General features: G+C 69.9%; 15 protein-coding genes and 5 pseudogenes. 8 read left to right on the forward strand and 12 right to left on the reverse strand.

The window, feature by feature from the left end:
• Positions 1-39: 39 nt before the first annotated feature.
• Complete coding sequence (locus AC6F7H_RS30890) at positions 40-618, reverse strand: TetR/AcrR family transcriptional regulator (RefSeq protein WP_500760905.1); 579 nt, start codon at positions 616-618, stop codon at positions 40-42.
• 91 nt (positions 619-709) lie between these two features.
• On the opposite strand from AC6F7H_RS30890, the gene AC6F7H_RS30895 reads away from it, so the two are divergent.
• Positions 710-1,156, forward strand: coding sequence for an anthrone oxygenase family protein (locus AC6F7H_RS30895; RefSeq protein ID WP_500760908.1), 447 nt, complete (start codon positions 710-712; stop codon positions 1,154-1,156).
• A gap of 350 nt (positions 1,157-1,506) precedes the next feature.
• Positions 1,507-2,469: pseudogene (locus AC6F7H_RS30900) on the forward strand (hypothetical protein); the annotation flags it as partial.
• A gap of 95 nt (positions 2,470-2,564) precedes the next feature.
• Here AC6F7H_RS30900 and AC6F7H_RS30905 read toward each other — a convergent pair.
• The 6 genes and pseudogenes from AC6F7H_RS30905 to AC6F7H_RS30930 form a co-directional block, all read right to left on the reverse strand.
• Positions 2,565-3,170: pseudogene (locus AC6F7H_RS30905) on the reverse strand (IS6 family transposase); the annotation flags it as partial.
• Between the two features lie 30 nt (positions 3,171-3,200).
• Complete coding sequence (locus AC6F7H_RS30910) at positions 3,201-3,710, reverse strand: GNAT family N-acetyltransferase (RefSeq protein WP_500762157.1); 510 nt, start codon at positions 3,708-3,710, stop codon at positions 3,201-3,203.
• Between the two features lie 5 nt (positions 3,711-3,715).
• A complete protein-coding gene (locus AC6F7H_RS30915; RefSeq protein ID WP_500760911.1) occupies positions 3,716-4,969 on the reverse strand; it encodes an IS256 family transposase in 1,254 nt (417 codons plus the stop codon).
• 126 nt (positions 4,970-5,095) lie between these two features.
• The gene (locus tag AC6F7H_RS30920) at positions 5,096-6,334 is read right to left on the reverse strand and encodes an IS110 family RNA-guided transposase (protein WP_500760914.1); all 1,239 of its coding nucleotides are present in this window, start codon (positions 6,332-6,334) and stop codon (positions 5,096-5,098) included.
• A gap of 346 nt (positions 6,335-6,680) precedes the next feature.
• Positions 6,681-6,803: pseudogene (locus tag AC6F7H_RS30925) on the reverse strand (IS6 family transposase); the annotation flags it as partial.
• A 217-nt stretch (positions 6,804-7,020) separates the two neighbouring features.
• The gene (locus AC6F7H_RS30930; protein WP_500760916.1) at positions 7,021-7,641 is read right to left on the reverse strand and encodes a hypothetical protein; all 621 of its coding nucleotides are present in this window, start codon (positions 7,639-7,641) and stop codon (positions 7,021-7,023) included.
• Between the two features lie 870 nt (positions 7,642-8,511).
• Here AC6F7H_RS30930 and AC6F7H_RS30935 point away from each other — a divergent pair.
• A pseudogene (locus tag AC6F7H_RS30935) lies at positions 8,512-9,232 on the forward strand (IS6 family transposase).
• Positions 9,233-9,509: 277 nt separating this feature from the next.
• On the opposite strand, the gene AC6F7H_RS30940 reads toward AC6F7H_RS30935, so the two are convergent.
• Both AC6F7H_RS30940 and AC6F7H_RS30945 read right to left on the reverse strand, forming a co-directional pair.
• A complete protein-coding gene (locus tag AC6F7H_RS30940) occupies positions 9,510-10,943 on the reverse strand; it encodes an L-lactate permease (protein ID WP_500760918.1) in 1,434 nt (477 codons plus the stop codon).
• Between the two features lie 263 nt (positions 10,944-11,206).
• Positions 11,207-11,914, reverse strand: a pseudogene (locus AC6F7H_RS30945) (IS6 family transposase); the annotation flags it as partial.
• Between the two features lie 200 nt (positions 11,915-12,114).
• Between AC6F7H_RS30945 and AC6F7H_RS30950 the strand changes: the two are divergent.
• The gene (locus AC6F7H_RS30950) at positions 12,115-13,116 is read left to right on the forward strand and encodes a zinc-binding alcohol dehydrogenase family protein (RefSeq protein WP_500762159.1); all 1,002 of its coding nucleotides are present in this window, start codon (positions 12,115-12,117) and stop codon (positions 13,114-13,116) included.
• A gap of 334 nt (positions 13,117-13,450) precedes the next feature.
• Here AC6F7H_RS30950 and AC6F7H_RS30955 read toward each other — a convergent pair whose 3' ends face one another.
• A complete protein-coding gene (locus tag AC6F7H_RS30955) occupies positions 13,451-14,737 on the reverse strand; it encodes an ATP-binding protein (RefSeq protein WP_500760920.1) in 1,287 nt (428 codons plus the stop codon).
• Positions 14,738-15,619: 882 nt separating this feature from the next.
• Between AC6F7H_RS30955 and AC6F7H_RS30960 the strand changes: the two genes are divergently transcribed.
• Together AC6F7H_RS30960 and AC6F7H_RS30965 are read left to right on the forward strand one after the other, a co-directional pair.
• Positions 15,620-15,967 (forward strand): hypothetical protein, encoded by a 348-nt coding sequence (locus AC6F7H_RS30960; protein ID WP_500760923.1) that lies wholly within the window; start codon positions 15,620-15,622, stop codon positions 15,965-15,967.
• A 380-nt stretch (positions 15,968-16,347) separates the two neighbouring features.
• Entirely contained in the window at positions 16,348-16,548 is a 201-nt protein-coding gene (locus AC6F7H_RS30965) for a hypothetical protein (protein WP_500760925.1), read from the forward strand.
• Between the two features lie 58 nt (positions 16,549-16,606).
• On the opposite strand, the gene dacB is transcribed toward AC6F7H_RS30965, so the two are convergent.
• Positions 16,607-18,193: a D-alanyl-D-alanine carboxypeptidase/D-alanyl-D-alanine endopeptidase gene (dacB, locus tag AC6F7H_RS30970; RefSeq protein ID WP_500760928.1), complete on the reverse strand. Its 1,587-nt coding sequence runs from the start codon at positions 18,191-18,193 to the stop codon at positions 16,607-16,609.
• Between the two features lie 44 nt (positions 18,194-18,237).
• On the opposite strand from dacB, the gene AC6F7H_RS30975 reads away from it, so the two are divergent.
• Together AC6F7H_RS30975 and AC6F7H_RS30980 are read left to right on the forward strand one after the other, a co-directional pair.
• Positions 18,238-18,726, forward strand: a complete 489-nt coding sequence (locus AC6F7H_RS30975) for a Mu transposase domain-containing protein (protein WP_500760930.1) — start codon at positions 18,238-18,240, stop codon at positions 18,724-18,726.
• Between the two features lie 42 nt (positions 18,727-18,768).
• Positions 18,769-19,059 carry a hypothetical protein gene (locus AC6F7H_RS30980; protein ID WP_500760932.1) on the forward strand — a complete coding sequence of 97 codons (291 nt, stop codon included), beginning with the start codon at positions 18,769-18,771 and terminating at the stop codon, positions 19,057-19,059.
• A 306-nt stretch (positions 19,060-19,365) separates the two neighbouring features.
• Here the strand turns inward: AC6F7H_RS30980 and AC6F7H_RS30985 are convergent, their stop codons facing one another.
• Positions 19,366-20,010, reverse strand: a complete 645-nt coding sequence (locus tag AC6F7H_RS30985; RefSeq protein ID WP_500760934.1) for a dihydrofolate reductase family protein — start codon at positions 20,008-20,010, stop codon at positions 19,366-19,368.
• Between the last annotated feature and the right edge of the window lie 100 nt (positions 20,011-20,110).

Below are 20,110 nucleotides of genomic sequence, written 5' to 3' on the forward strand. Positions count from 1 at the left end.
GCCCGAGGATTCTGGCTACCCGTCCGCTCGGACGGTGTGTCAGGCCATGGCGAGCCGGTCCACCAGCAGCTCCAGCCTCCGCTCGGTGTCCTCCGACGGCAGCCGTCCCGCCCGGGTCAGGGTGGCCAGCCCGTGCAGGGCCGCCCAGAACGTCTCCGTGAACAGTGCCGGGTGGACGCCGTCCCCGGCGACCTCGCCGAGGCTCTCCAGCAGGGCGGCGAAGGCGTCCTGCAGCGGCTCGGGGGTGTCCTCCTTCGCGAACGCCAGGCCGCCGTCGAGCTGGAACATGGCGTCGTAGACCGCCGGGTTGCGTGCGGCGAAGTCGAGGTAGGCGCGGGCGAGGGCGGTGACCCGGGCGCGTGGGCCGTCCGCGACGGAGGCCGCGGCCCGCAGCGCTGCGGCCATCTCGGCGGCACCCTCGAGGGCGACGGCGCCGATGATCTCGCGTTTGCCGCGGAAGTGGCTGTAGAGGACGGGCTGGCTGTATTCGATGCGCTCGGCGAGCCGGCGGGTGGTGACCGCGTCCCAGCCCTGCTGCTCGGCGAGTTCGCGGGCCGTCGCCACGATGAGGCGCTCGCGGCCCGCCCGTTCGCGTTCCTTGCGTTCCTGTACCGACATGATTCGACCCTAGCACTGCTAGACAATCGAGCGGCAGCAGCACTAACGTTGCCTCATCGTCTAGCGGCGCTAGATCCCTGGAGGGGTCATCATGTTCAACGCACTCGAGGTGTTCACCACCGTGGTCGTCGGCCTGATGGTGGGGGTGGAGTTCTCCGTCGCCTTCGTCATCAACCCGATCCTCAACGGACTTCCCGAGGACAGCGGCGTGCTCGGCCGCGCCCACGGGGCCCGGATGCTCGGCGCCCTGATGCCGGTCTGGTACATCACCTCGCTCGTCCTCACCGCCGTCTGGGCCGTCGCCGGATGGCACCGTCCCGGCGCCGGCCTGGTCGTCATCGCCGCCGCTCTGCTGATCTTGAGCGTGATCATGTCGCTCCTGCTGCTCGTCCCGATCAACAACCGGGGCAAGACGTGGACCCCCGAGAACCGGCCCGAGGACTGGAAGGAGCAGAAGAACCGCTGGGACCGCTTCCACTACGTCCGCGTCGCCGTCATCATCGCCGCCTTCACCCTGCTGGCCGCCGCCCTCGCCTGAGCCCGCGGGCCGACACCGCGCAGGTGGCGGCACTCCTCTGCTCCGCGGGCGGTAGCCGACGATTCGCGTGGATCTACACCGCCCTCGGAACCCCGGACCCCCTCTACCGGAGGTTCTGCCTCGATCGAGATCGCGACTTCCGCGAAAGCCAGGTCGTTCGAGAACCCCAGGCCTCCGCCTTCTCGAACGACCTGGCATCCCAGCAGGCCAACGGCTCGCTATCTGAAAGGTGCGCTGCGACAGGACAGTCACCGGATCGGTCCTTTCCGTTGGAGGCGGTCGCCCTGGAAGGCATCGCGCCCGCCGATCCCGGGTCTCAGCCGGCCTGGACCGCGCGTTAGCCTCGGCGGATGATTCCTGCGCGGCAACCGAGGGTGATCACACGTCACCGCGACGGGTGGATCCATGCCTACGTGGTGGATTCCGGCGTTCTCGGGGTGCTGGAGCCCGCCGCGGTGTTCCGGCCGCGGCCCGGCGACGAGGTCGTGGAAGCGGCAGTCCGGCCCGATCTGGAGCGAGTCGTGTATACGACGCTGAACGGCGTCGTCTGCCTCACGCGCGCCGGTGACCTGGTGTGGGCATCGAACTTCGAGCCGCACTCCGACCGGCCTCATGGCCACCGGCCTGGCTGCGCGCTGTCCGCGGACGGCCGGACCGTGTGGGCCTACCGGCCGGACGCGATGGCGGGACGCGGGGTCGGAGACCAGTGGGTCGTGCACGATGCCGACAGCGGGGCGGTCCTCGCCCGCCGGGAGCTGGAGGCCGTCGGGCACGGCGCGGGCCACCACGCGCACCCCGTGGACGGCAGCATCTACCTTGACATCGGTGAGGGCCAGGACGGCTCCGTCATTCTTCGGAGTACGGCCGGGGCCGACGGCGAGGCGGAGTTCGTGACGTACCCGTGGCGGGATCGCTGCCTGATCGACCTGGCGTCGGACGGGCAGCAGTTCATGACCGTCGACCACGGGCAGGCGGACGTCGCCTTCCACCACCACCCCAGCGGGGACGTACTCTTCACCCTGCCCGTCGAAGCCTTCGGGTTCGACCCGGAGGAGACCTTCGTCGAATGGAGCGGCGGCTACCTGACACCCGAACTGGCCTTCGTCACCCTGGGCGGTGAGGGCCAGGACGAGGAGGAGTGGTTCCGCCACCACCTGATCGACGTACGCACGGGCACGCTCAGCGGCGAGATCGCCGTCGAGACGGCCAACCCGTACGAACTGGTGCCCCTGGGCGACGGTTCCTGGCTCACCGACGGCCCCGACGGCAACCCCGTCCGCTGGTCGCGCGCTCCGCTGCCGTCCTCACCGCCACGCCCGGAAACCTTGATGGAGGCGTTGTCACGTTGTTGGATGTGCGCGGGCCTGATGGTGTGCCAGGGCGTGGTCGGCTCGAGTGCCGGCCTGGGTCAGGCCGTTGCGGCCGCGCCGACGACTCCGGTGACGTGGTCCCAGACGGCGAAGCGGACGGTCATTTCGGCTCGGTAGTCGGGGGCGGTGAGCAGGTGGCGGCGGGGCCGGAAGCGGGGGGAGATGCCGCTGAACACGGACAGGAACCGCTGGGCCCTGCTCACACTGCGGAAGCCCTTCATAGCCCGTTCGCGTTGCCTGGTGGGCTGGTGGCTGTTCTCCGCCCGGTTGTTGAGGTACTTCGACTGACGGTGCTCGACGGAGGGCATGACCTCGCAGTGAGCCGCGCCGTAGGAGCGGAGCTTGTCCGTGACGGCCACCCGCGGCACCGCGCGCGTCTTTTTCAACAGACGGCGGAAGAAGCGCCCGGCGGAGGCCTTGTCCCGTCGGCTCTGCACGAGGATGTCGAGCACGTTGCCGTCGGCGTCGACGGCCCGCCACAAGTACTTCAGCCCACCGTTGATCCTGACGAACACCTCGTCCAGGTGCCCCGTTTCCCCGGGCCGGGGCCGGCGGCGGCGCAGCCCGTTTGCGTAGGCCTGGCCGAACGTGGCGCACCAGCGGCGGATGGTCTCGTAGGAGACGATGACGCCGCGCTGGAGGGAGCAATTGTCAAGATCTGTGGATCGCTGAAGTTACGGCCTGACGCTCCGGTGCCATCGGATCTCGCCGTCATGCCATTCGTTGGTGGGCGTGAGCCCGGTGGCTGCGGCGACGGCAGCGGAGGCTCGGTGTTCAGGGTGGACGTGCGCGATGATGGCGTGCACCGAGGGCCGGCTGAGCCAGCCGGCGAGCCCTTGGGCCGCTTCGGTGGCGATGCCTCTTCCCTGCCACGGGGTTCCCACCACCCAGGCGATCTCCGCGACGGCGCCGCGGGCGCCGGGGCTGATCGTCGCCTGGACGGTGCCCGTCAGGCAGGACTCGTCACGCAGCCGGATCACCCAGTTCAGCCAGGCCACGGCCGGGTCGGGGGAACCTGCGGTCATGCGCTGGTAGCGCGACCGCAGGGCCTGGGCAGTGTCCGGGGTGCCGCCGATGAAGGTGTGCAGGGCGGGATCGGACAGCACCGCGGCCATCTCCTCGGCGTGCTCGACGTGCAGCGGCAGCAGGTCCAGCCGACGGGTGCTGATGGTCCGGGCCGTCATGATGCTCACGCCGCGGCCGCCTCGGGGCGCTCGACGAGCTCGCCGTTCTTGAACACTGCGCCGGCGCGGACGAGGGCGACGAGTTGGGGTGCGGTGACCGCCCGCCAACGCTCCTGCGCGGACTCCACGAGCTTGAACACCATAGCCAGGGCCGCGGCCGGGCTGCCCGCACCCCGGGTGACCTTGGTCCGGAGCTTCACCGAACTGAAAGTGGATTCGATCGGATTCGTCGTTCTGAGATGAATCCAGTGCTGGGCGGGGAAGTCGTAAAAGGCCAGCAGCTCCTCGGTCTCGTCGGTGATCTTCTTCACCGCCTTCGGCCACTTCGCCTCGTAGGTCCGGGCGAACTCGCGTACCGCCTTCTCGGCGTGGTCGCGGTCCTCGGCGTTGTAGATCTCCTGCAGGGCCTTCTTCGCCCCGGGCTGCGCGGACTTCGGCAGGGCGTTGACCACGTTACGGATCTTGTGAACCCAACACCTCTGGTGCCTGGCCTGGGGAAACACCTCCGCGAGGGCCCTCCACAGGCCCATCGCGCCGTCTCCGACGACCAGTTCGGGATCGCGCATGCCGCGACGGCGGCAGTCGCGCAACAGGTCGGCCCAGGACTCGGTGGACTCCCGCAGCCCCTCCGCGAGCGCGATCAGTTCCTTGGTGCCGTCCACGCGCACACCCATCAGGACCAGCACGCAGGAACGGGCCTGACCGAGGCGGACCTTGGGGTGCACGCCGTCGGCCCACACATAGACGTAGTCGGACGCCGAGAGGTCGCGTTCCTGGAAGGCGGCGTGGTCGGCCTGCCACTGCTTGGTCAGCCGCGTCACCGTCGCCGACGACAGCCCGGCCGAGCCGCCCAGGAACTGCTCCAGCGCCGGCACGAAGTCCCCGGAGGACAGTCCGTGCAGGTAGAGCAGGGGCAGCACCTCGCTGATCTTCGGCGATTTGCGGCACCAGGGCGGCAGGATCTTCGAGGAGAACCGTGCCCGCTCGCCGGTAGCCTCGTCCACCCGGCGGTCGTTCACCCGCGGCGCGGTGACTTCCACCGGCCCGGCGGCCGTGGTCACGGTGCGCGGCCGGTGGCGGCCGTTGCGGACCACCAGGCGCCGCCCGGCCTCATCCTTCTCAGCGGCGAGATCGGCTATGTACTGATCGACCTCGGCCTCCAGCGCGGCCGCCAGCATGCGGCGGGCGCCCTCCCGGACGATCTCGTCGATCAAGGAGCCGGACTCCGTGGTGCCGTCTTCGTTGACTACGCTGAGCATGGGCGTGCCTTCCCAACCGACGGTGCAACGTCGGTCTACTCGGTGACCTATCGATCACTCGGGAAGGTACGCCCTTTCACGTCCCAACCCGAGGCCGATCCACAGACATCCGAGCTTGCTAAGAAGTCAAGCCGCGAGCGTCACCGGCGGCGTGGACGCAGCGGGAAATGCCTTGCCGGGATCGAACTTCTGCCCGGTCTGCAGGCAATGGTGGAGGCATCCCAGGAAGCGGTTGAAGACGTTACGCATGGCGGCGGTGTGCCGGTCGCCAAGGCCCCGGCGTCTGTCGTATTCAGCCTTGACCTGTGCGGAGGGCAGTGCGCCGAAGATCCAAACGTAGCCTGCAGCGGCCAGGCGCTGATTCTTCACCCGGCGGTGGCGCACGAGGTGGCTCTTGCCGCTGGCGATGGTGACCGGCGCCGAGCCGGCATACGCCTTCAGAGCGCGGGCGTCGGCGAAGCGGGTGCGGTCGTCGCCGATCTCGGCCAGGACGCGTGCGCCAGTCAGCGGCCCGATCCCGGGGAAACTGCCCAGGATCTCGGCGTCCGGATGCCCGGCGAACGCCTCGGCCGCAGCCTCGGCGAGGTCGTCGGCGGCCCGGCAGGCGGCATCCAACTGGGACACCAGCGCGAGGGTCTGCCGCCCCATAGCCTGCTCGACAAGCGGCAGCTGGTGCAGGTAGTCGCCGGTGAAAACGGTGCGCAGCCGTTCCACCCAGACCTCGGTGTTCCGCTGCCGTCCGGATCTGCGCAGGGCGGCCCGCAGCTGGGCACGGGGCAGGCGGGCGGCGGCGTTCGGGTCGGGTGCCACGGCGAGGACCGCGCGGGCCTCCCTGGAGTCCAGGCCCACGCCGCGGACTGCGAACGCCGCGAGGGCGGCCGGGTAGTACTGCTTGAGGTGCGAGCGCAGCTGGTTGTTGAGCTGGGCGCGGTTCCACACCGTGTCCTGCTGGGCGCGGGCGAGGACGGCGATCGCCCGGACCAGTTCAGAGTCGGCGGGCAGCGGCCGGTGCACGTCGGCGTCGGTCCGCAGGATATTGGCCAGCGTCATTGCGTCGGCGTGGTCGGACTTCGCGCGGGCACTGCGGTGCCGCTCGCGGTAGCGGGCCACCGCCATCGGGTTGATCGAGTACACCTTGCGGCCGGTGGTACGCAGGCAGGAGAACAGCAGGCCGCGGGCGGTCTCCACCGCAACCGGTATCGGGGCCTCAGCGCAGTCACCGGCTTCAGCGAGCAGGGCAAGCAGCTGGCGGAAACCGTCCGCGTCGTCTTTGATGCGCTGCTTGGCGACCAGCTTTCCCGTCTCGTCGACCAGGGCCACGTCGTGGTGGTCTTCCGCCCAGTCGATCCCGCACGTGATCGTCAACTTCAAGCTCCCTGCTCTTCGTGCTCTTCCTGGTGTGTGAACCTGCGCAGGGCGCGCCGCGACCTAATAGGAGGGCTCGATGGCCCGACATCCGATGAGCAGTTCGCAGCCCCAGCTCCCCGCACGGTCCCCGGTCTCTGGAAGGAGCTCGGCGGCTCGCGTAGTGAGGGAGAGGTGGCCGTACGGACGGCTCAGGTCACGATCATGACGTCATCGTGGAGATGTGCGACGTACTCCGGCAGATGCACGGTGACGGGGCCCTCTGCCTGTGGAGAGGAGTCCAGCTCCAGGTCTTGAGTAGGGGTCACCCGTCACCGTGTACTGCTATTAGGTCTTGAGCATTGCTCCGCTGGAGCATCGGCTCCCCGGCCTCCCGGAAGCTGAGCGGGAAGCGGAAGCACCGCCACACGCAGTGAGAGATCACCTCGGCCGGATACCGATGCCCCCTGTACGACGGCGCGCTGTCCACGGACGATCCCTCCCAGCCTGATCAACCCGAAGAGCATCCCACCCGGTCAGCCAACGTGACAGCGCCGCTGGGCTGGCAGGGCGTCGTTGTCCGGATTGACGCTGGGGTGCCCGGCGGGTGCGTGAAAGCGGGTGTTCGGGGTGGGATGCTGCAGGCAGAACCCCGGCCCGATTCCAGCGGGCCGGGGTCTTTGCGTGGTGCCGGGGTGGCGGTTCGGTCAGTATCCGCCGTGTCCGCCGAATCCGCCGTGTCCGCCGAAGCGGTGGACGACTCGGAAGCTGCCCACCACTCCGTCCTTGACGCGGACCCCCTTGGTGTGGTGCACCTTGATGCCGTTCGCTTCGCTGTGGGGGCCGACCGTTGCGACGGGGGCGCCGTTGTCGCAGGTCACCCCGCGGAAGAACTCGACGGTCCTCTTGCTGTCGTTGCGGATGTTGAAGCTCTTGGAGCCCAGGCCGCTCGCGACGGTGATGCAGCCGTCCGGGCGGGCGGAGAACGAACGCTCGTTGATGTGGATCCGGCCTTCGAATTCCTTCTCTTCGAAGCCCCGGCCCTCGAAGCCCCTTCCTTCGTGGTCCTTGCCCTCGAAGCCCCTTCCTTCGTGGTCCTTGCCCTCGAAGCCTCGGCCTTCGTTGCCCTTGCCCTCGAAGCCTCGGCCTTCGTTTTCCTGGCCGGACTCGCCGCCCATCGGGGCCGCGGCCGGGGCGGCCGCCTGCTGGACCGCGGGGGCGGCCTGGGCCGGCTCGTAGGCGGACGCCGAGGCATAGGTGATACCGGTGGCGGCCAGGGCCGCGGCGGCCGCGACGGCCGCGGTAACAACGTTGGGACGGGTCTTCATCACGCGCTTCTCCTGTCTCGGGAAATCGGCTGGCCAGCCGACTTGTGATGAACGTACTGACCGATTCCCATACCTGTCATATCGAGACATAAGGGGAAGTCAGCGGATTGACTCCAATCAGGTCATAGCGGAAGCCTTCATGACGTGTCATGGCGTGCTGACAGTGAATCAGATGACTTTTCCTGTAGTGGATTTGATGCCCCGATACGCCGTCCGGGGGACTTTTCGCGTGTCTGCTCACCCGTGGCCGCGGCGTGTCGCTCGTTGACACATCGGGTGAAACCGTTCTTCGCGTGGTGCTGCCGGGCGGCGGGCGGGGTGCCCGGGCGCGCGGGCAGGCCGGTGACGTGCCGCCGTTCGCACCGGGGCGTTCCTGCAGAACGTCCCGGTGCAGGCGACGACCTGACGCCGGCCCCAGGTCCCCGGCACCGGGCACCCGCGGCCGGCCGGCGGGCCCACCCGAGCGCCCTGAACACGTGCCCGCCACCCGCAACGGGCTGTGTCCACGGTGGCGGGGGCGGCTCGCCCGGCGAACCGGAACCCGGGTCACCGGGTCCCCGCGCGCCACCGCGCGAGCAGGCCAGGAACATGATGCCCCTCGCCGCCAGCCAGTCGCGGACACCCGGGGTCGGCGTGTCCGGTGCTCGGCCCCTTCGCGCTTTTCCACTCACCCGTCCGCCCCCGTCGCCGGCCTCCGCACCGGCCGGCGCGCGGACGGCGCGGGCAGGCCGCCGTCCCGTCGCCGACGGCGGGCGGCATGCTGTCGCAAAACTTGGTGGGCGGCCGCAGAAGCCGCCCACCGGGCGTTGTCACGTTGGCTGACCGGCGTGGGATGATCTTGTGGTTGACCGTGCCGGGGAGGATTCGCTCGTGTCGTCCGCGCCGCCGTCGTACCCGGGGCACCGGTACCCGGTGGAGATCGTCTCCCACTGCGTCTGGCGGTACCTCCGCTTCCCGCTCGGCTTCCGGGAGGCCGGGGAGCCGATGCTTGAGCACGGTGTGCTCGTCTCGTACGAGACGATCCGGCGCTGGTGCGCCACGTTCGGCCAGGCCTACGCCGACGGCCTGCGCCGCCGGCCCCGGCCCGGTGATAAGGGGCACCTGGACGAGGTCTTCATCAAGATCAACGGCGGGCTGAAGTATCTGCGGCGGGCCGTCGACCAGAACGGCAACGTCCTCGACGTCCTCGTCCAGAACCGGCGCGACAAGGCCGCGGCCAGGCGCTTCTTCCGCCGGCTCCGCAAAGGAATCGGGGCCGTGCCGAGGGGGATCGTCACGGACAAGCTCCGCTCCTACGGCGCGGCGCACCGCGCGGTCATGCCCTCGGTGGAACACCGCTCGCACCAGGGCCTGAACAACCGGGCGGAGAACAGTCATCAGCCGACGAGGCAGCGCGAACGCGCCAGGAAAGGCTTCCGTGGCGTCGGCGGGGCGCAGCGGTTCCTGGCCGCGTTCAGCGGCATCTCCCCCCGCTTCCGGCCCCGCCGCCACCTGATGACCGCCCCCCCCCGAACACCGCACCGAGATGAGCACCCGCTTCGCCGTCCGGGACCAGATCACCGGCGCCGTCGGCCGGCCTGCCGCGGCCTGAACACCGGCCCGAAACCCGACCCTCACCACACCCCGACGCGCCATCAGGCACTCACACACTCCACAACGTGACAGCGCCCCAGAATCGTTTCCTGTCACCCCGGGGGCAAGGCGTAATACGGAAGCGGTGGGAGCACGAGATCTCCCGCACGTGCGCCCCTCCGGCATGCCGGCGACGCTGACGCCACTTACCGGACCGCGCCGGGGCCTGCCCGACGGGGCCTGTCCATGGACACGGCCAGAAGGCCGTTGGCATTCGATGGGGTTTCTTCCAAAGTTCAGGCAAGGCTCAGGACGATGACGCCGAGGATGAGCGCTGTCGTGGCGACGGCGCCGAGCAGTATGACGCTCATGGCTCGTGGGAGGCGTTCACCGGGAGCGAGTGCGACGCCGACAGCGAGGGCGATCCGCGGTGGTGAAGCGATGATGGCGAAGGACCCGGCGACGTTCTGCCCGGCGAGGGCGATCAGCGGGTTCGCGCCGAGGCCGGTGGCGGCGGTCGTGGTGGCGGGGGAGAACATCGCGGCGGCGCCCGTGTTCGAGCCGGTGAGGTAGCCGCCGAGAGCGCCCATGGCGGGGATCGCGGCGACGAAGCCGTAGCCGGAGTGCTCTGCAGTGGTGGCAAGATGCTCGGCCATACCGGTCGCGGCCATGACGATCCCGAGGACGATGAACACCAGCGCGTTCCCGGCGATCGGCACCCATCGCCTCAGCCCGTGCCGCACCAGGCGCCACTGATCGGCGGCGGGCAGGCCGGCGGTCGCGACGGCGACAGCGGCGGCGATGACCAGCCAGAGCGCAGGGCTCGCGGTCCATTCGATCGCGTCATGGGTGCCCGTAGCGGCCAGCAGGACCCTCGTGACAAGGATGCCGCCGACGATGACGAGGTACGGCACGACGGCTGTGAGCAGTGGCCGGGACATGCGCGGCAGCGGGCCGTTGCCGACCCGGGTGACGACGAGGAGGCCGGCGATGACCACGGCTGCGGCGAGAACGCCGGCCAGTGGCGTCCCGACCGTGAGGTTCGCCACGAGCAGGGCACCCCATTCGGCAAGGACGACCCCGACGGCCAGAACGAGCTGACGCGGCGTGGGCCGGCCGAAATTGAGGCCCAGCACCGCGACCATGCTGACCACGAGTATGGGCAGGCTGAGCAGCGCCGACCACACCCCGAGCCGGGCGAAGTCCTGCCCGCCGAGCTGCGCGGCGATGAGGGTGCCGGGTCCGAGGGAGCCCCACGGAACCAGCACCAGGCCGAGCAGCCCGGAGACGACGGCCCTGACCGGGGTCAGGCCAAGGCGGATCAGCAGCGGGGCGGTGATGACCACGCCCAGGCCGAAGCCGGTGACCGATTCCATGAACGGCGTCATCCCGTAGACGAGCAGCAGTAGCGTCACGGTGTGGTCGGTACTGGTCTCGGCGCCCTCCAGCCAGGCGGCGATCCGGTCCTGCGCACCACCGCGGGTCATCGCTTCGGCCAGCCCGACCCCGCCGAGCAGGAGGACCGCGATTTCCACGACGGTCGGGGCCATCCCCGAGGCAGCGGCCCCGACCTGTGGACCTTCGAGCGGAAAGGAAACAACGGCACCGACCAGCGCGACGGCCAGACCCACGGCGCCGGCCCACAGCGAGGCCAGACGGAACGCGAGCAGGGTCAGGACGACGAGGACGGGCGCGAGAGCGACGAGGAAACCGACCGTATCCGGGGTCATAGCACGCTTTCGGCGCCGTCGAGCCAGGCGCTCATTCCCTTGGCGGCAGCATGGGCGGGTGCGGCGCAGTGCTCGGTCGTGTTCACGCGGATGTGGTTCGGGTCGATGCCTGTCCCTGCAGAGGTCGGGGGTGCGCAGCCAGTGAACATCTGTTGCTCCTTGTGGTGAATCAGCGGGTGTGCGGGCGTGCGTGGTCGAGGGCTTGGGCGGGCGTTGTCACGTTGGTGAGGTGTGACCGGCTGATGGCATGTCGGGATGTGCTGGGGCCGGCCTGCAGCTTTGGTGATCTGGTCCCAGATCGCGAAGCGGATGTTCATCTCGGCGCGGTGGCCGACGGCGGTCATCAGGTGCCGGCGTGGCCTGAAGTGGGGTGAGATGCCGCTGAAGGCGGACAGGAATCTTTGCGCGGCGTCGGCGGAGCAAAAGCTCTTCAGCGCGCGTTCGTGTCGGCGGGTGGGCTGGTGGCTGTTCTCGGCGCGGTTGTTCAGGCCCTTGTGCGAGCGGTGCTCGACCGAGCGCGTCAGCTCCCGGCGGGCCACGCCGTAGGAGCGGAGCCTGTCGGCGACCAGCACCCCGGGCACCCGACGCTGCTTCTTCACCAGCTTGGCCATGAACCGCTTGGCGGCCTTGGGCGTCGCGCCTCGGCTGAAGCAGGATGTCCAGCACGTTGCCGTGCCGGTCCGCCGCCCGCCGCAGGTAGTGCCGCTCGCCGTTGATCTTGATGAAGACCTCGTCGAGATGCCACGTGTCCCGGGCCGGAGCCGGCGGCGGCGCAGGCCGTCGGCGTGGGCCTGCCCGAACTTCGCGCACCACCGTCGGACGGTTTCGTGGGAAACGATGACGCCGCGGGTGAGCATCGGCTCCCCGGCCTCGCGGAAGCCGAGCGGGAGGCGGAGGTACCGCCACACGCAGTGGGAGACGACCTCGACCGGGTACCGGTGCCCCGGGTACGACGGTGGCGCGGACGACACGAGCGAACCCTCCCCGGCACGACCAACCAGAAGATCATCCCACCCGGCCAGCCAACATGACAGTGCCGCCCCAACGGCCGAGGGCCGTTGCCGCACCAAGCGGCGTGCGGTTGCGGCCTGCCGTTCTGCGGCGAGCGTTTGCCGGACCTGCCGACCGGCGCCAGGCTGGGAACATGGTGCGCGCGTCGGCTTCGAACATGCTGACCGGGTGGGCTGTCGAGAGTCCTGGTCCGATCGCGGACGGCCCACTGGTGTCCGTGCGGCGTACCGTGCCCTCGCCGGGGCCTGGTGAGCTGTTGCTGAGGGTCGAGGCGTGCGGCGTCTGCCGCACGGACCTGCACCTTGCCGAAGGCGACCTGCGCCCGCACCGGGCATCGACCGTTCCCGGTCATGAGATCGTCGGCCGCGTGGCCGCCGTCGGCGAGTCCGTCACGGGGTTCCGGGTCGGCGACCGAGCCGGTGGGGCGTGGCTGCGCAGCGCCTGCGGCCGATGCCGCTACTGCCGGGCCGGTCGCGAGAACCTCTGCCCGGCCTCCCTCTACACCGGCTGGGACGCGGACGGCGGTTTCGCCGATGTCACCCTCGTTCCGGCGGACTACGCCTACGCGCTCCCGGACGACCAGGACGCCGTGCTGCTGGCACCGCTGCTGTGTGCCGGGATCATCGGCTACAGGGCTCTGCGCCGCAGCGCCCTGCCACCCAACGGCCGGCTCGGGATCTACGGCTTCGGGGCCTCGGCCCACCTGGCGGCGCAGGTCGCCCTGGCCGAAGGAGCAACCGTGCACGTGCTGACCCGTTCGGCACGGGCCCGTGAACTCGCCCTCGACCTGGGTGCCTCCTCCGTGGGCGGCGCCTACGACCGCCCGCCCGAACCACTGGATTCGGCGATCCTGTTCGCACCGGTAGGGGATCTGGTGCCCGTGGCACTGGAGGCACTGGACCGTTCGGGAACGCTCGCCGTGGCGGGCATCCATCTCACCGACATCCCCGTGCTCAATTACCGTCGTCACCTCTTCGAAGAGCGGAATCTGCGCAGCGTCACCTCCAACACCCGGCAGGACGGCCGCGACTTCCTGGACACGGCCGCGCGGATCGGTGTGCGGGTCACCGTCAGCCCGTATCCGTTGAGCCGCGCCGACCAGGCTCTGAGGGACCTGGCCGCCGACCGGGTCAGCGGCGCCGCCGTGCTCGTGCCCGGATGACCCGCCGCGACGCACTCCTTGGACGTGCCCCGAGAGGTCGCGGTAGCGGGTGACGGAGTGGTTGAAGAAGTTCCGCCGCGAGCGGCGTGTGTTATGCGACATCCTGCGGGTTCGTCCTGGCTTTCATCTCCCGTTGCTGCAGGTCAGCCCGGCAGGCGGAAGCGAGGGATCCGCATAGATCATGACGGCCCCTCGGGATTCCTGAAGTACCGTCATGAGTCCTGCACAGACGCACAGACGCACAGACGCACAGGCCGAAGGTGACGAGGTGCCTGGTCAGGCCCCATGCCGAGGAACCGAGGACCACGGCGAACTCGCGGGATGACGCGCAGAGTCACATGCGTACGTACTCCTCGGTGTCCTCGGCGAAGTCCGTCAGTGCCTGGTCGGTGAGTGTGGGACGGGTCTGTGCGATGGCCTGCAGGTAGTCCTCCGTGCCGGCCGGTGCGCCTTTCCCCTGGGTGACTTCGCGTTCGAAGGCGGTTTGGGCGCCCTTGCGAGCAGCGAACTCGATATCGGCCGGTGTGAACATTGCGCTTGCCTCCACCAGACGGCGGAGATCGACGTGGGCGGCGGCGGCCCCGAGGTAGCGTCGCCAGACCGCCGAACGGGCCTGCGGATCGGGCGGGCCGACCGGGATGACGTAGTCGAAGCGGCCGGGCCGAAGGAACGCAGGGTCGAGGAAGCGGACGGAGTTCGTGGCGCAGATCAAGAGGCGGTCGTCGTGGTCGCGGAAGCCGGGGATCAGCTTGAGCAGTTCGTTGGTGACTCCATGACTGGGGTCGACAGCCGTACCGGACCGGGCAGAAGCGATCTCCTCGACCTCGTCGATGAAGAGAACCACCGTCTCCAGCTCGGCCAGCTCGGTGAACACATCCCGCAGCGAGGCCGCCAGTCCTCCCTCCCGGAACGACGCAAGCCGGGACGGGAAGAGTTCCACGAAGGGCCACCCCAACCGCGAGGCAACCGCTCGGGCGAAGCTGGTCTTGCCGGTGCCCGGCGGCCCGAAGAGGATGACCGCCTTCGGCGGCCTCACTCCATACTGCTCGGCCAGCGCGGGCCGGGCCAGCGGCAGCACGATCCGCCGCTCGATGGCTTCCTTCACCTCTTCCATTCCCGCAAGGCTGTCCCACAGATCCCCGGGAAGCATCCTTCCCCCCAGCTCCGCCAGGAGGTCGGCGTCGCTCGCACCGAGCTGCTCGACCTTCTCGTAGAAGACGAACCCGGTCCGGGACCGGTAGCCTGAATTTTCCAAGGCAACGGCTCCCGTCGCCCCCGGGGCCAGGAGCGCGCCGATCCGGCGGACTCCCTGGGACCGCAAGCGCCGCTCAAGCTCGGCGATCAAGAAGCTTCCGATGCCGCGGCTGCGCCCCGTCCCGGCCAGGGCCACCAGGATGATCCAGCCCCTCTCACCGGAGACCTGCGCCACGCCGACGCCCACCAGCTCGTCGCCGACGACCGCCACCACGGCCGGTCCTGCGGCCCTGGCTGCGGCCACGACCTCCGATACCGGGAAAACGGCGGGAGCCTCGTCCACCTGCTGGTTCTGGTCCCAGATCTGGATGGCGCGGTCCAGATCATCGTCGTGGAAGTCCCGAAATCGCCACGCCGGCATCGTCATCACCTTCGAGAGGGGGCCACCACCGCTCCCCGGCTCAGGTAGTGCCCCGCCGCGGATCCTTGCTTCATTCTCCCCATGTGCGCCTTCCGGGCGCGCGTCGAACGAGGGTGCCGTCAACGTACAGGGAACCAAGTGACATGTAGCTCAGCGTGATGTTGCCCCTGTGGGCTCGCCGCCGTTCGGCTCCGCCCCTACGACCCCGTCCCTATTCCCAGACGGTGAGCACGTGCTCCTGGTGCTCCTTCATGCCAGGTCCGGCGGGCGGTCGGCGCGACGGCGCCGCGCTGAGCGGAGCGCCCACGACGGGCCCGGCCACCTCGCGGCAGCAGCTGCTCCCTCGACCACGGCGGACGGTGCGGTCTGCTCATGCTCGCCCGTGCGGGACGGCGGCAGTACGGCGAGCGGCCCAGCTCCGGCGGGGTCGATGGCATACGCCGGGCTGGGTCTTCACGGTTGCGCCCGCCACGATCCTGGCCTGACACCGGTCCTTGGTCGTAGTGGTCGCGCAGAAGGGTGTCCCCGGATTGCCCACATGCCTTGGTTCCGCGGACCTGGAAATTCCACCTTATTGAGGGTCTTTGTGGGCGCGCCCGCGGCTTCCGGTGCCCGTTTGGGGCAACTGTTGCCGTGTCCAATCGGTCCAGGCGCCCGGGCGCCTGCTGTGACAGGAGATCGCTATGCGTGTTTCCCGCTTTGCTGCCGCGCTCGGCGTGGCAGTCGCCGTGGTGCTGGGTGGTGCTGGAGCTGCTGCCGCCGCCGGCGCCGCCGCGCCGGGGGCGACCGGTACGTACGCCTCGAATGACCACCATCGTGGGGACCGGGGCGAGGACGGGCCCCGATACCACCACGGACACGGGAAGGACAGGGACCGCCACCACGGGCATGGGAGGGACAGGGACCGTCGCCATGGCCATGGCCACGGCCACGGCCATGGGCACGGGCACGGCCATGGGCACGGGCACGGCCATGGGCACGGGCACGGCCATGGGCACGGGCACGGCCATGGGCACGGGCACGGCCATGGGCACGGGCACGGCCATGGGCACGGGCACGGGCACGGGCACCGCTGACACGATCGCCGAACGTGATGGGGCGGCCCGAATCGGGCCGCCCCATCACCATCGCAGTTGGCCGCGGGACCTTCCCCCCTCCGCAACCAGCCTGTCCTCCGCCCTGACCTGCGGAGAGACAAAGTCGTGTGAGACGCCGATGAGCCGTCGTCTCACTTGATGTTGTCGGCGAGGTGCGTTTCCACCGCCGACGATCGGCGGGCGGCGGCACGCTGACCTGGACTGTCTCACCTGACCTTGTCCTTGACGTGTGAACCGGACCCCGTCAGGTGAGACGGAGGCAAGGTCTCGCGAGACGGGACAGTCGGCAGCGCGCGGACCACGTAACCCGCCCACCATGGCTGTGCTCTGGCACTGCCCAAGAACCGATCGGTTCTTGGGCAGTGGCGCCTTGAGATCGACACGCCGAGCCGGAGCCGGCCGCTGGTGTCCAGCAAGGATGTCCAACAGCTACCGACTCGGGGTCGCTACAGCGACGCGGGAAGTCGCTGCCCCTCTGTGGGCTTTGCAGGGGATGCGCTCGTCGTCGGGGTGACGCTGGTGCAGCGCCGAGCCCCCGAGGGGCGGTTGAACGGGGGCATGCCCCTCGCCGTGACCGGCCTCCTCGGGGGCATCGCCTGCGGCGTGGCGGGCGGCGGCTGGCTGGTGGAGCACGCGGGCCCTGCCACCGGGTGCCTCGCCCCGGTCACCGCTGCCGCCTGTGCACTGCCGCTCTACGCGACCCGGCGCGGCGCGCGCTGAGCCCTGGCCCTGCTCGGCGCGGACTGCCCGGCGGCCCGCGCGAGCGCCCAGGGGTGCCTCAGCACTGAGCCGGCTTGCGCCACGAGCACTCCAGATCCCCGTTGCTCTCCGTGCTCCGGACGGCCTTCGGCCGCACTGTCACCGCCCGGTTCTCGTCGGACGAGGCGAGGGTGACCACGATGGCGTCCTCGATGCTCTTGACCGAGCCGGCGAGATAGTTGTTGAGGACGACGCTGTAGACGAGTTCGCGTCCGCCTGCGTCGGTGACGTATCCCGACAGGGCCGACGCGCCCGTCAACGACCCCGTCTTACCACGCGCGTTGAGCGCGGCCGGCGTGCCGCACAGACGCGAGCGCAACGTACCGCCGACGAAGCGGTTCGGGTCACAGGCCACCGGGAGGGCCCGGTACCAGTCGGCGTACCAGGGCTCGGTGCGCACCGACAGGAGCAGCTTGGCGAGCTGGTCCGCGGGGACGCTGTCCATCCGGGACAGCCCGGAACCGTCGACCTGGCGCAGCTTGCCCGGGTCGACGCCGACGCGCTCCAGGTAGCCGCTGATGCCGGCGAGGCCGGCATTCCAGGTGCCGCGCCCGGAGGTCTCGTATCCGATCGCCTTGGTCAGCGCCTCGGCGTGCATGTTGTTGGACAGCTTCATGAACGGGATCAGCAGTTCCTTGAGGGGCATGGACTCGTGCGTGGCGAGCCTGCGCGCGCCCTTCGGAGTCGCCTCGCCGAGCCGGGTCGCCCCGGTGACGCGCACGCCGTGCGCGGCCAGCGCGTCGCGGAAGACGTCCGCGGCGTAGCCGGTGGGTTCCCAGACGCTGACCCACTCCTTGACGGTGGCGCCGCCCACAGGCAGGGTGCCGCTGACGGTGATGGTGTTGGCGCCGTGCTGCCGCTCGACGGTGAGGTCACTCGGGCCGCCCCGGTCGACGGTGGTCGCGCGCACGTCGAGGTGGACGTAGTGGTTGGCCGGGGTGACGGTGGTGCGCGGCCGGTCGCCGGGCTTGGCCCCCGGCGCCGCATGCACGATGACCGTGCCGGTGTCGTAGTCGGTGTCGGGGGCGATGCTCAGCGCGGAGGTCTGCGCCGAGTAGTACGAGGATTCGTCGTCGGAGGCCCAGGAACGGCCGAGCCGTTGGTCGTCGAAGCGGGTGTCGTCGGCGACCAGGCGCCCGGTGACGCGCCGCACCCCCGAGTCGGCGAGCGCGGCGGCGAGCTGGTCGTAGTCCTCGGCGAGCAGGGTCGGATCGCCGGTGCCGCGCAGATACAGGTCGCCGTCGAGCACGGAGCCGTGCCGGGCACCGGTCGACAGGACGTCGGTGGTGAAGCGGTGGTCGGGGCCGAGCAGCGCCATGGCCGCGGCCGAGGTGAGCAACTTGGTGTTGGAGGCGGGCATGAGCCGCCCGCTCGGCAGATGCTGATAAAGGACCGCGCCGGTCTTCGTGTCGGCGACGACGACGCTCGCGGCGCCGCCGTCCATGCGGGCGTCGCCGAGGATCGTGTCGATGGCCTCCGGCAGCCCGGTCCGGTCACCGTCCGCCCCCGCGGGCGAGCTCCAGCTGAACGTCGCCGCGACCACGGCGGCGACGACGGGCCAGATCCAGTGGCGCATACGGATGGTGCGTCTCACGGGTCTACTCATGCCACAAGAGCATCCCGGATCCCGACCGACGACAACAGACCCCCGTGCCGATCCGCACCCCGCCACCGGAGGTGGAGTTTCTGGCGGAGCTGAACGAGCGCCTGGCGGCGGTCGACGCAGAGGAGGACGCCCGCCACATCCATGGCCACCCCACCTCGGGCGGCTTCGACTTCGAGCAGGAACGGCCGCTGCTGCATCCGTTGCCGGCGGACGAGTACGACACCGGGATCGACCTGACGCCGGTGGTGCACCGCAACGGCCGGGTCACCGTCCGCCAGTGCTACTACTCGGTGTCCGCCCGGTTCATCGGCGCCAAGGTGCGGGTGAAGCTGAGGGCCAACGAGGTGTGGATCTTCGACGGGAGGAAGGTCGTCGCCCGCCATCCGCGGCCGACCCGCCGCTGCTCCTATCACGGCTTCCTCGACCACTACCTGAAGATCCTGCTGGTCAAGCCCGGTGTGTTCGCCAGGGCGGCCGCGCTGGCGCAGGCCCGCGCGGAAGGGGTCTTCAGCAAGACGCGCGAGGCGCTCTGAGCCGCGGCGAAGACCAGGTGTGGCAACGGCGAGGGCACCTGGATGCTGATCGAGGTGTTGTTGCTGCACCGGACTCCGCCCGCCGAGGCGCTCATCGCCGGGACGACCACGGTGCTGAAGGTCGGCGCGGTCAGCACCGACCTGGTGGCCATCGAGGCCCGCAAGGCCCTGGAGAACGCAGAGGCCGGGTCGGAGGACGGCCCGGCCGACGACCCGCTCGACCAGGACGACGGCAACAAGGGTGGTGAGGACACCGCCGATGACGGCGCGAAGGTGCTCTCCCTGCACGCCAAGCGGCTGCCGCCGACCGGCTCACCTTCCGCTGCACGCTGATCCAGACCGGCACCGACTCCTACCGTTTCCAGGCCACCGAGGCCGAACACGGCAGCCAGAACGCTCGATGACACACCGCTCCAGCGGCTGTGGGAGACCGTGATCCGCGACGGTCCGTATCCGGACCTGTTCGGCTGGGCGCTGTCCTCGAACCGCACAGCGGCCGAGCAGGCCCGCTGCCCATAGGGCTGTTCAAAAGTTGTGGACGAGGACCGCAGCCGGCATCGGTAACTCGCCCGCAACTACGCGATCATTTACTGGAACGCACGCATCGGCCGTGCTGACATCCCCGAGCAGGCCCTCGTGTCACTTTCGCCAGAACAGGTGGTGCGTCACGCCGCTCGGGCTGGGCACGACCTCGAGATGGAACCGGTCGAGCAGCTCCTCGGGGGACTCCCAGAGCCGTAGTCCGGATCCGAGCTTCACCGGCGAGACCGCCACGTGCAGGGTGTCGACGAGGTCGGCGTCGAGGAACTGCCGGATGGTGGTAACCCCGCCGCCGAGTCGGACGTCCTTGCCCTGCGCCGCCTCCCGCGCCTGTTCGAGGACCGTGGCCGGGTAGCCGTCGACGAAGTGGAACGTGGTGTCGGAGAGCGTGAACGACGGACGTTTGTGGTGGGTCATGACGAACACCGGAGTGCGGAACGGGGGCTCGTCACCCCACCAGCCCTGCCACTCGTGATCCTGCCAGGGCCCGCGCTGGGGCCCGAACTTGTTGCGGCCCATGATCTCGGCGCCGATGTTGTGGGTGAAGTCCCGGGTGAAGTAGTCGTCGAGGCCCCGGCTCCCCCCGGGGTCGGTGCGCCCGGGCCAACTCGCCGTGGCGCCGGCCCATGCGAACATCCTCCCGGGATCGACGTGGCCGAACGGCCGCTCGAGACTCTGGTCCTCACCGGCACCGATACCGTCACTCGAGACGCTGAAGTTCTGGACTCTCAGTAGCTGAGCCACCTGTTCCTCCTGTGTTGTCGACGACAGTGGTGAGACTCTCCGGGCCGGGAAAACTCATCGCCGTGTCCGCGGCCGGCCAGAAACTGCTATCTACTGTCCT

Source organism: Streptomyces sp. MMS24-W38 (assembly GCF_059889265.1).

Excerpts from the sequence above, each read along its gene's own strand:
- AC6F7H_RS30940 (WP_500760918.1), bottom strand. The coding sequence starts at position 10,943 with ATGACCCCGGATACGGTCGGTTTCCTCGTCGCTCTCGCGCCCGTCCTC.
- AC6F7H_RS30895 (WP_500760908.1), top strand. The coding sequence starts at position 710 with ATGTTCAACGCACTCGAGGTGTTCACCACCGTGGTCGTCGGCCTGATG.
- AC6F7H_RS30890 (WP_500760905.1), bottom strand. The coding sequence starts at position 618 with ATGTCGGTACAGGAACGCAAGGAACGCGAACGGGCGGGCCGCGAGCGC.
- AC6F7H_RS30955 (WP_500760920.1), bottom strand. The coding sequence starts at position 14,737 with ATGACGATGCCGGCGTGGCGATTTCGGGACTTCCACGACGATGATCTG.
- AC6F7H_RS30915 (WP_500760911.1), bottom strand. The coding sequence starts at position 4,969 with ATGCTCAGCGTAGTCAACGAAGACGGCACCACGGAGTCCGGCTCCTTG.
- AC6F7H_RS30960 (WP_500760923.1), top strand. The coding sequence starts at position 15,620 with ATGGGAGGGACAGGGACCGTCGCCATGGCCATGGCCACGGCCACGGCC.
- AC6F7H_RS30980 (WP_500760932.1), top strand. The coding sequence starts at position 18,769 with ATGCTGATCGAGGTGTTGTTGCTGCACCGGACTCCGCCCGCCGAGGCG.
- AC6F7H_RS30930 (WP_500760916.1), bottom strand. The coding sequence starts at position 7,641 with ATGAAGACCCGTCCCAACGTTGTTACCGCGGCCGTCGCGGCCGCCGCG.
- AC6F7H_RS30910 (WP_500762157.1), bottom strand. The coding sequence starts at position 3,710 with ATGACGGCCCGGACCATCAGCACCCGTCGGCTGGACCTGCTGCCGCTG.
- dacB (WP_500760928.1), bottom strand. The coding sequence starts at position 18,193 with ATGAGTAGACCCGTGAGACGCACCATCCGTATGCGCCACTGGATCTGG.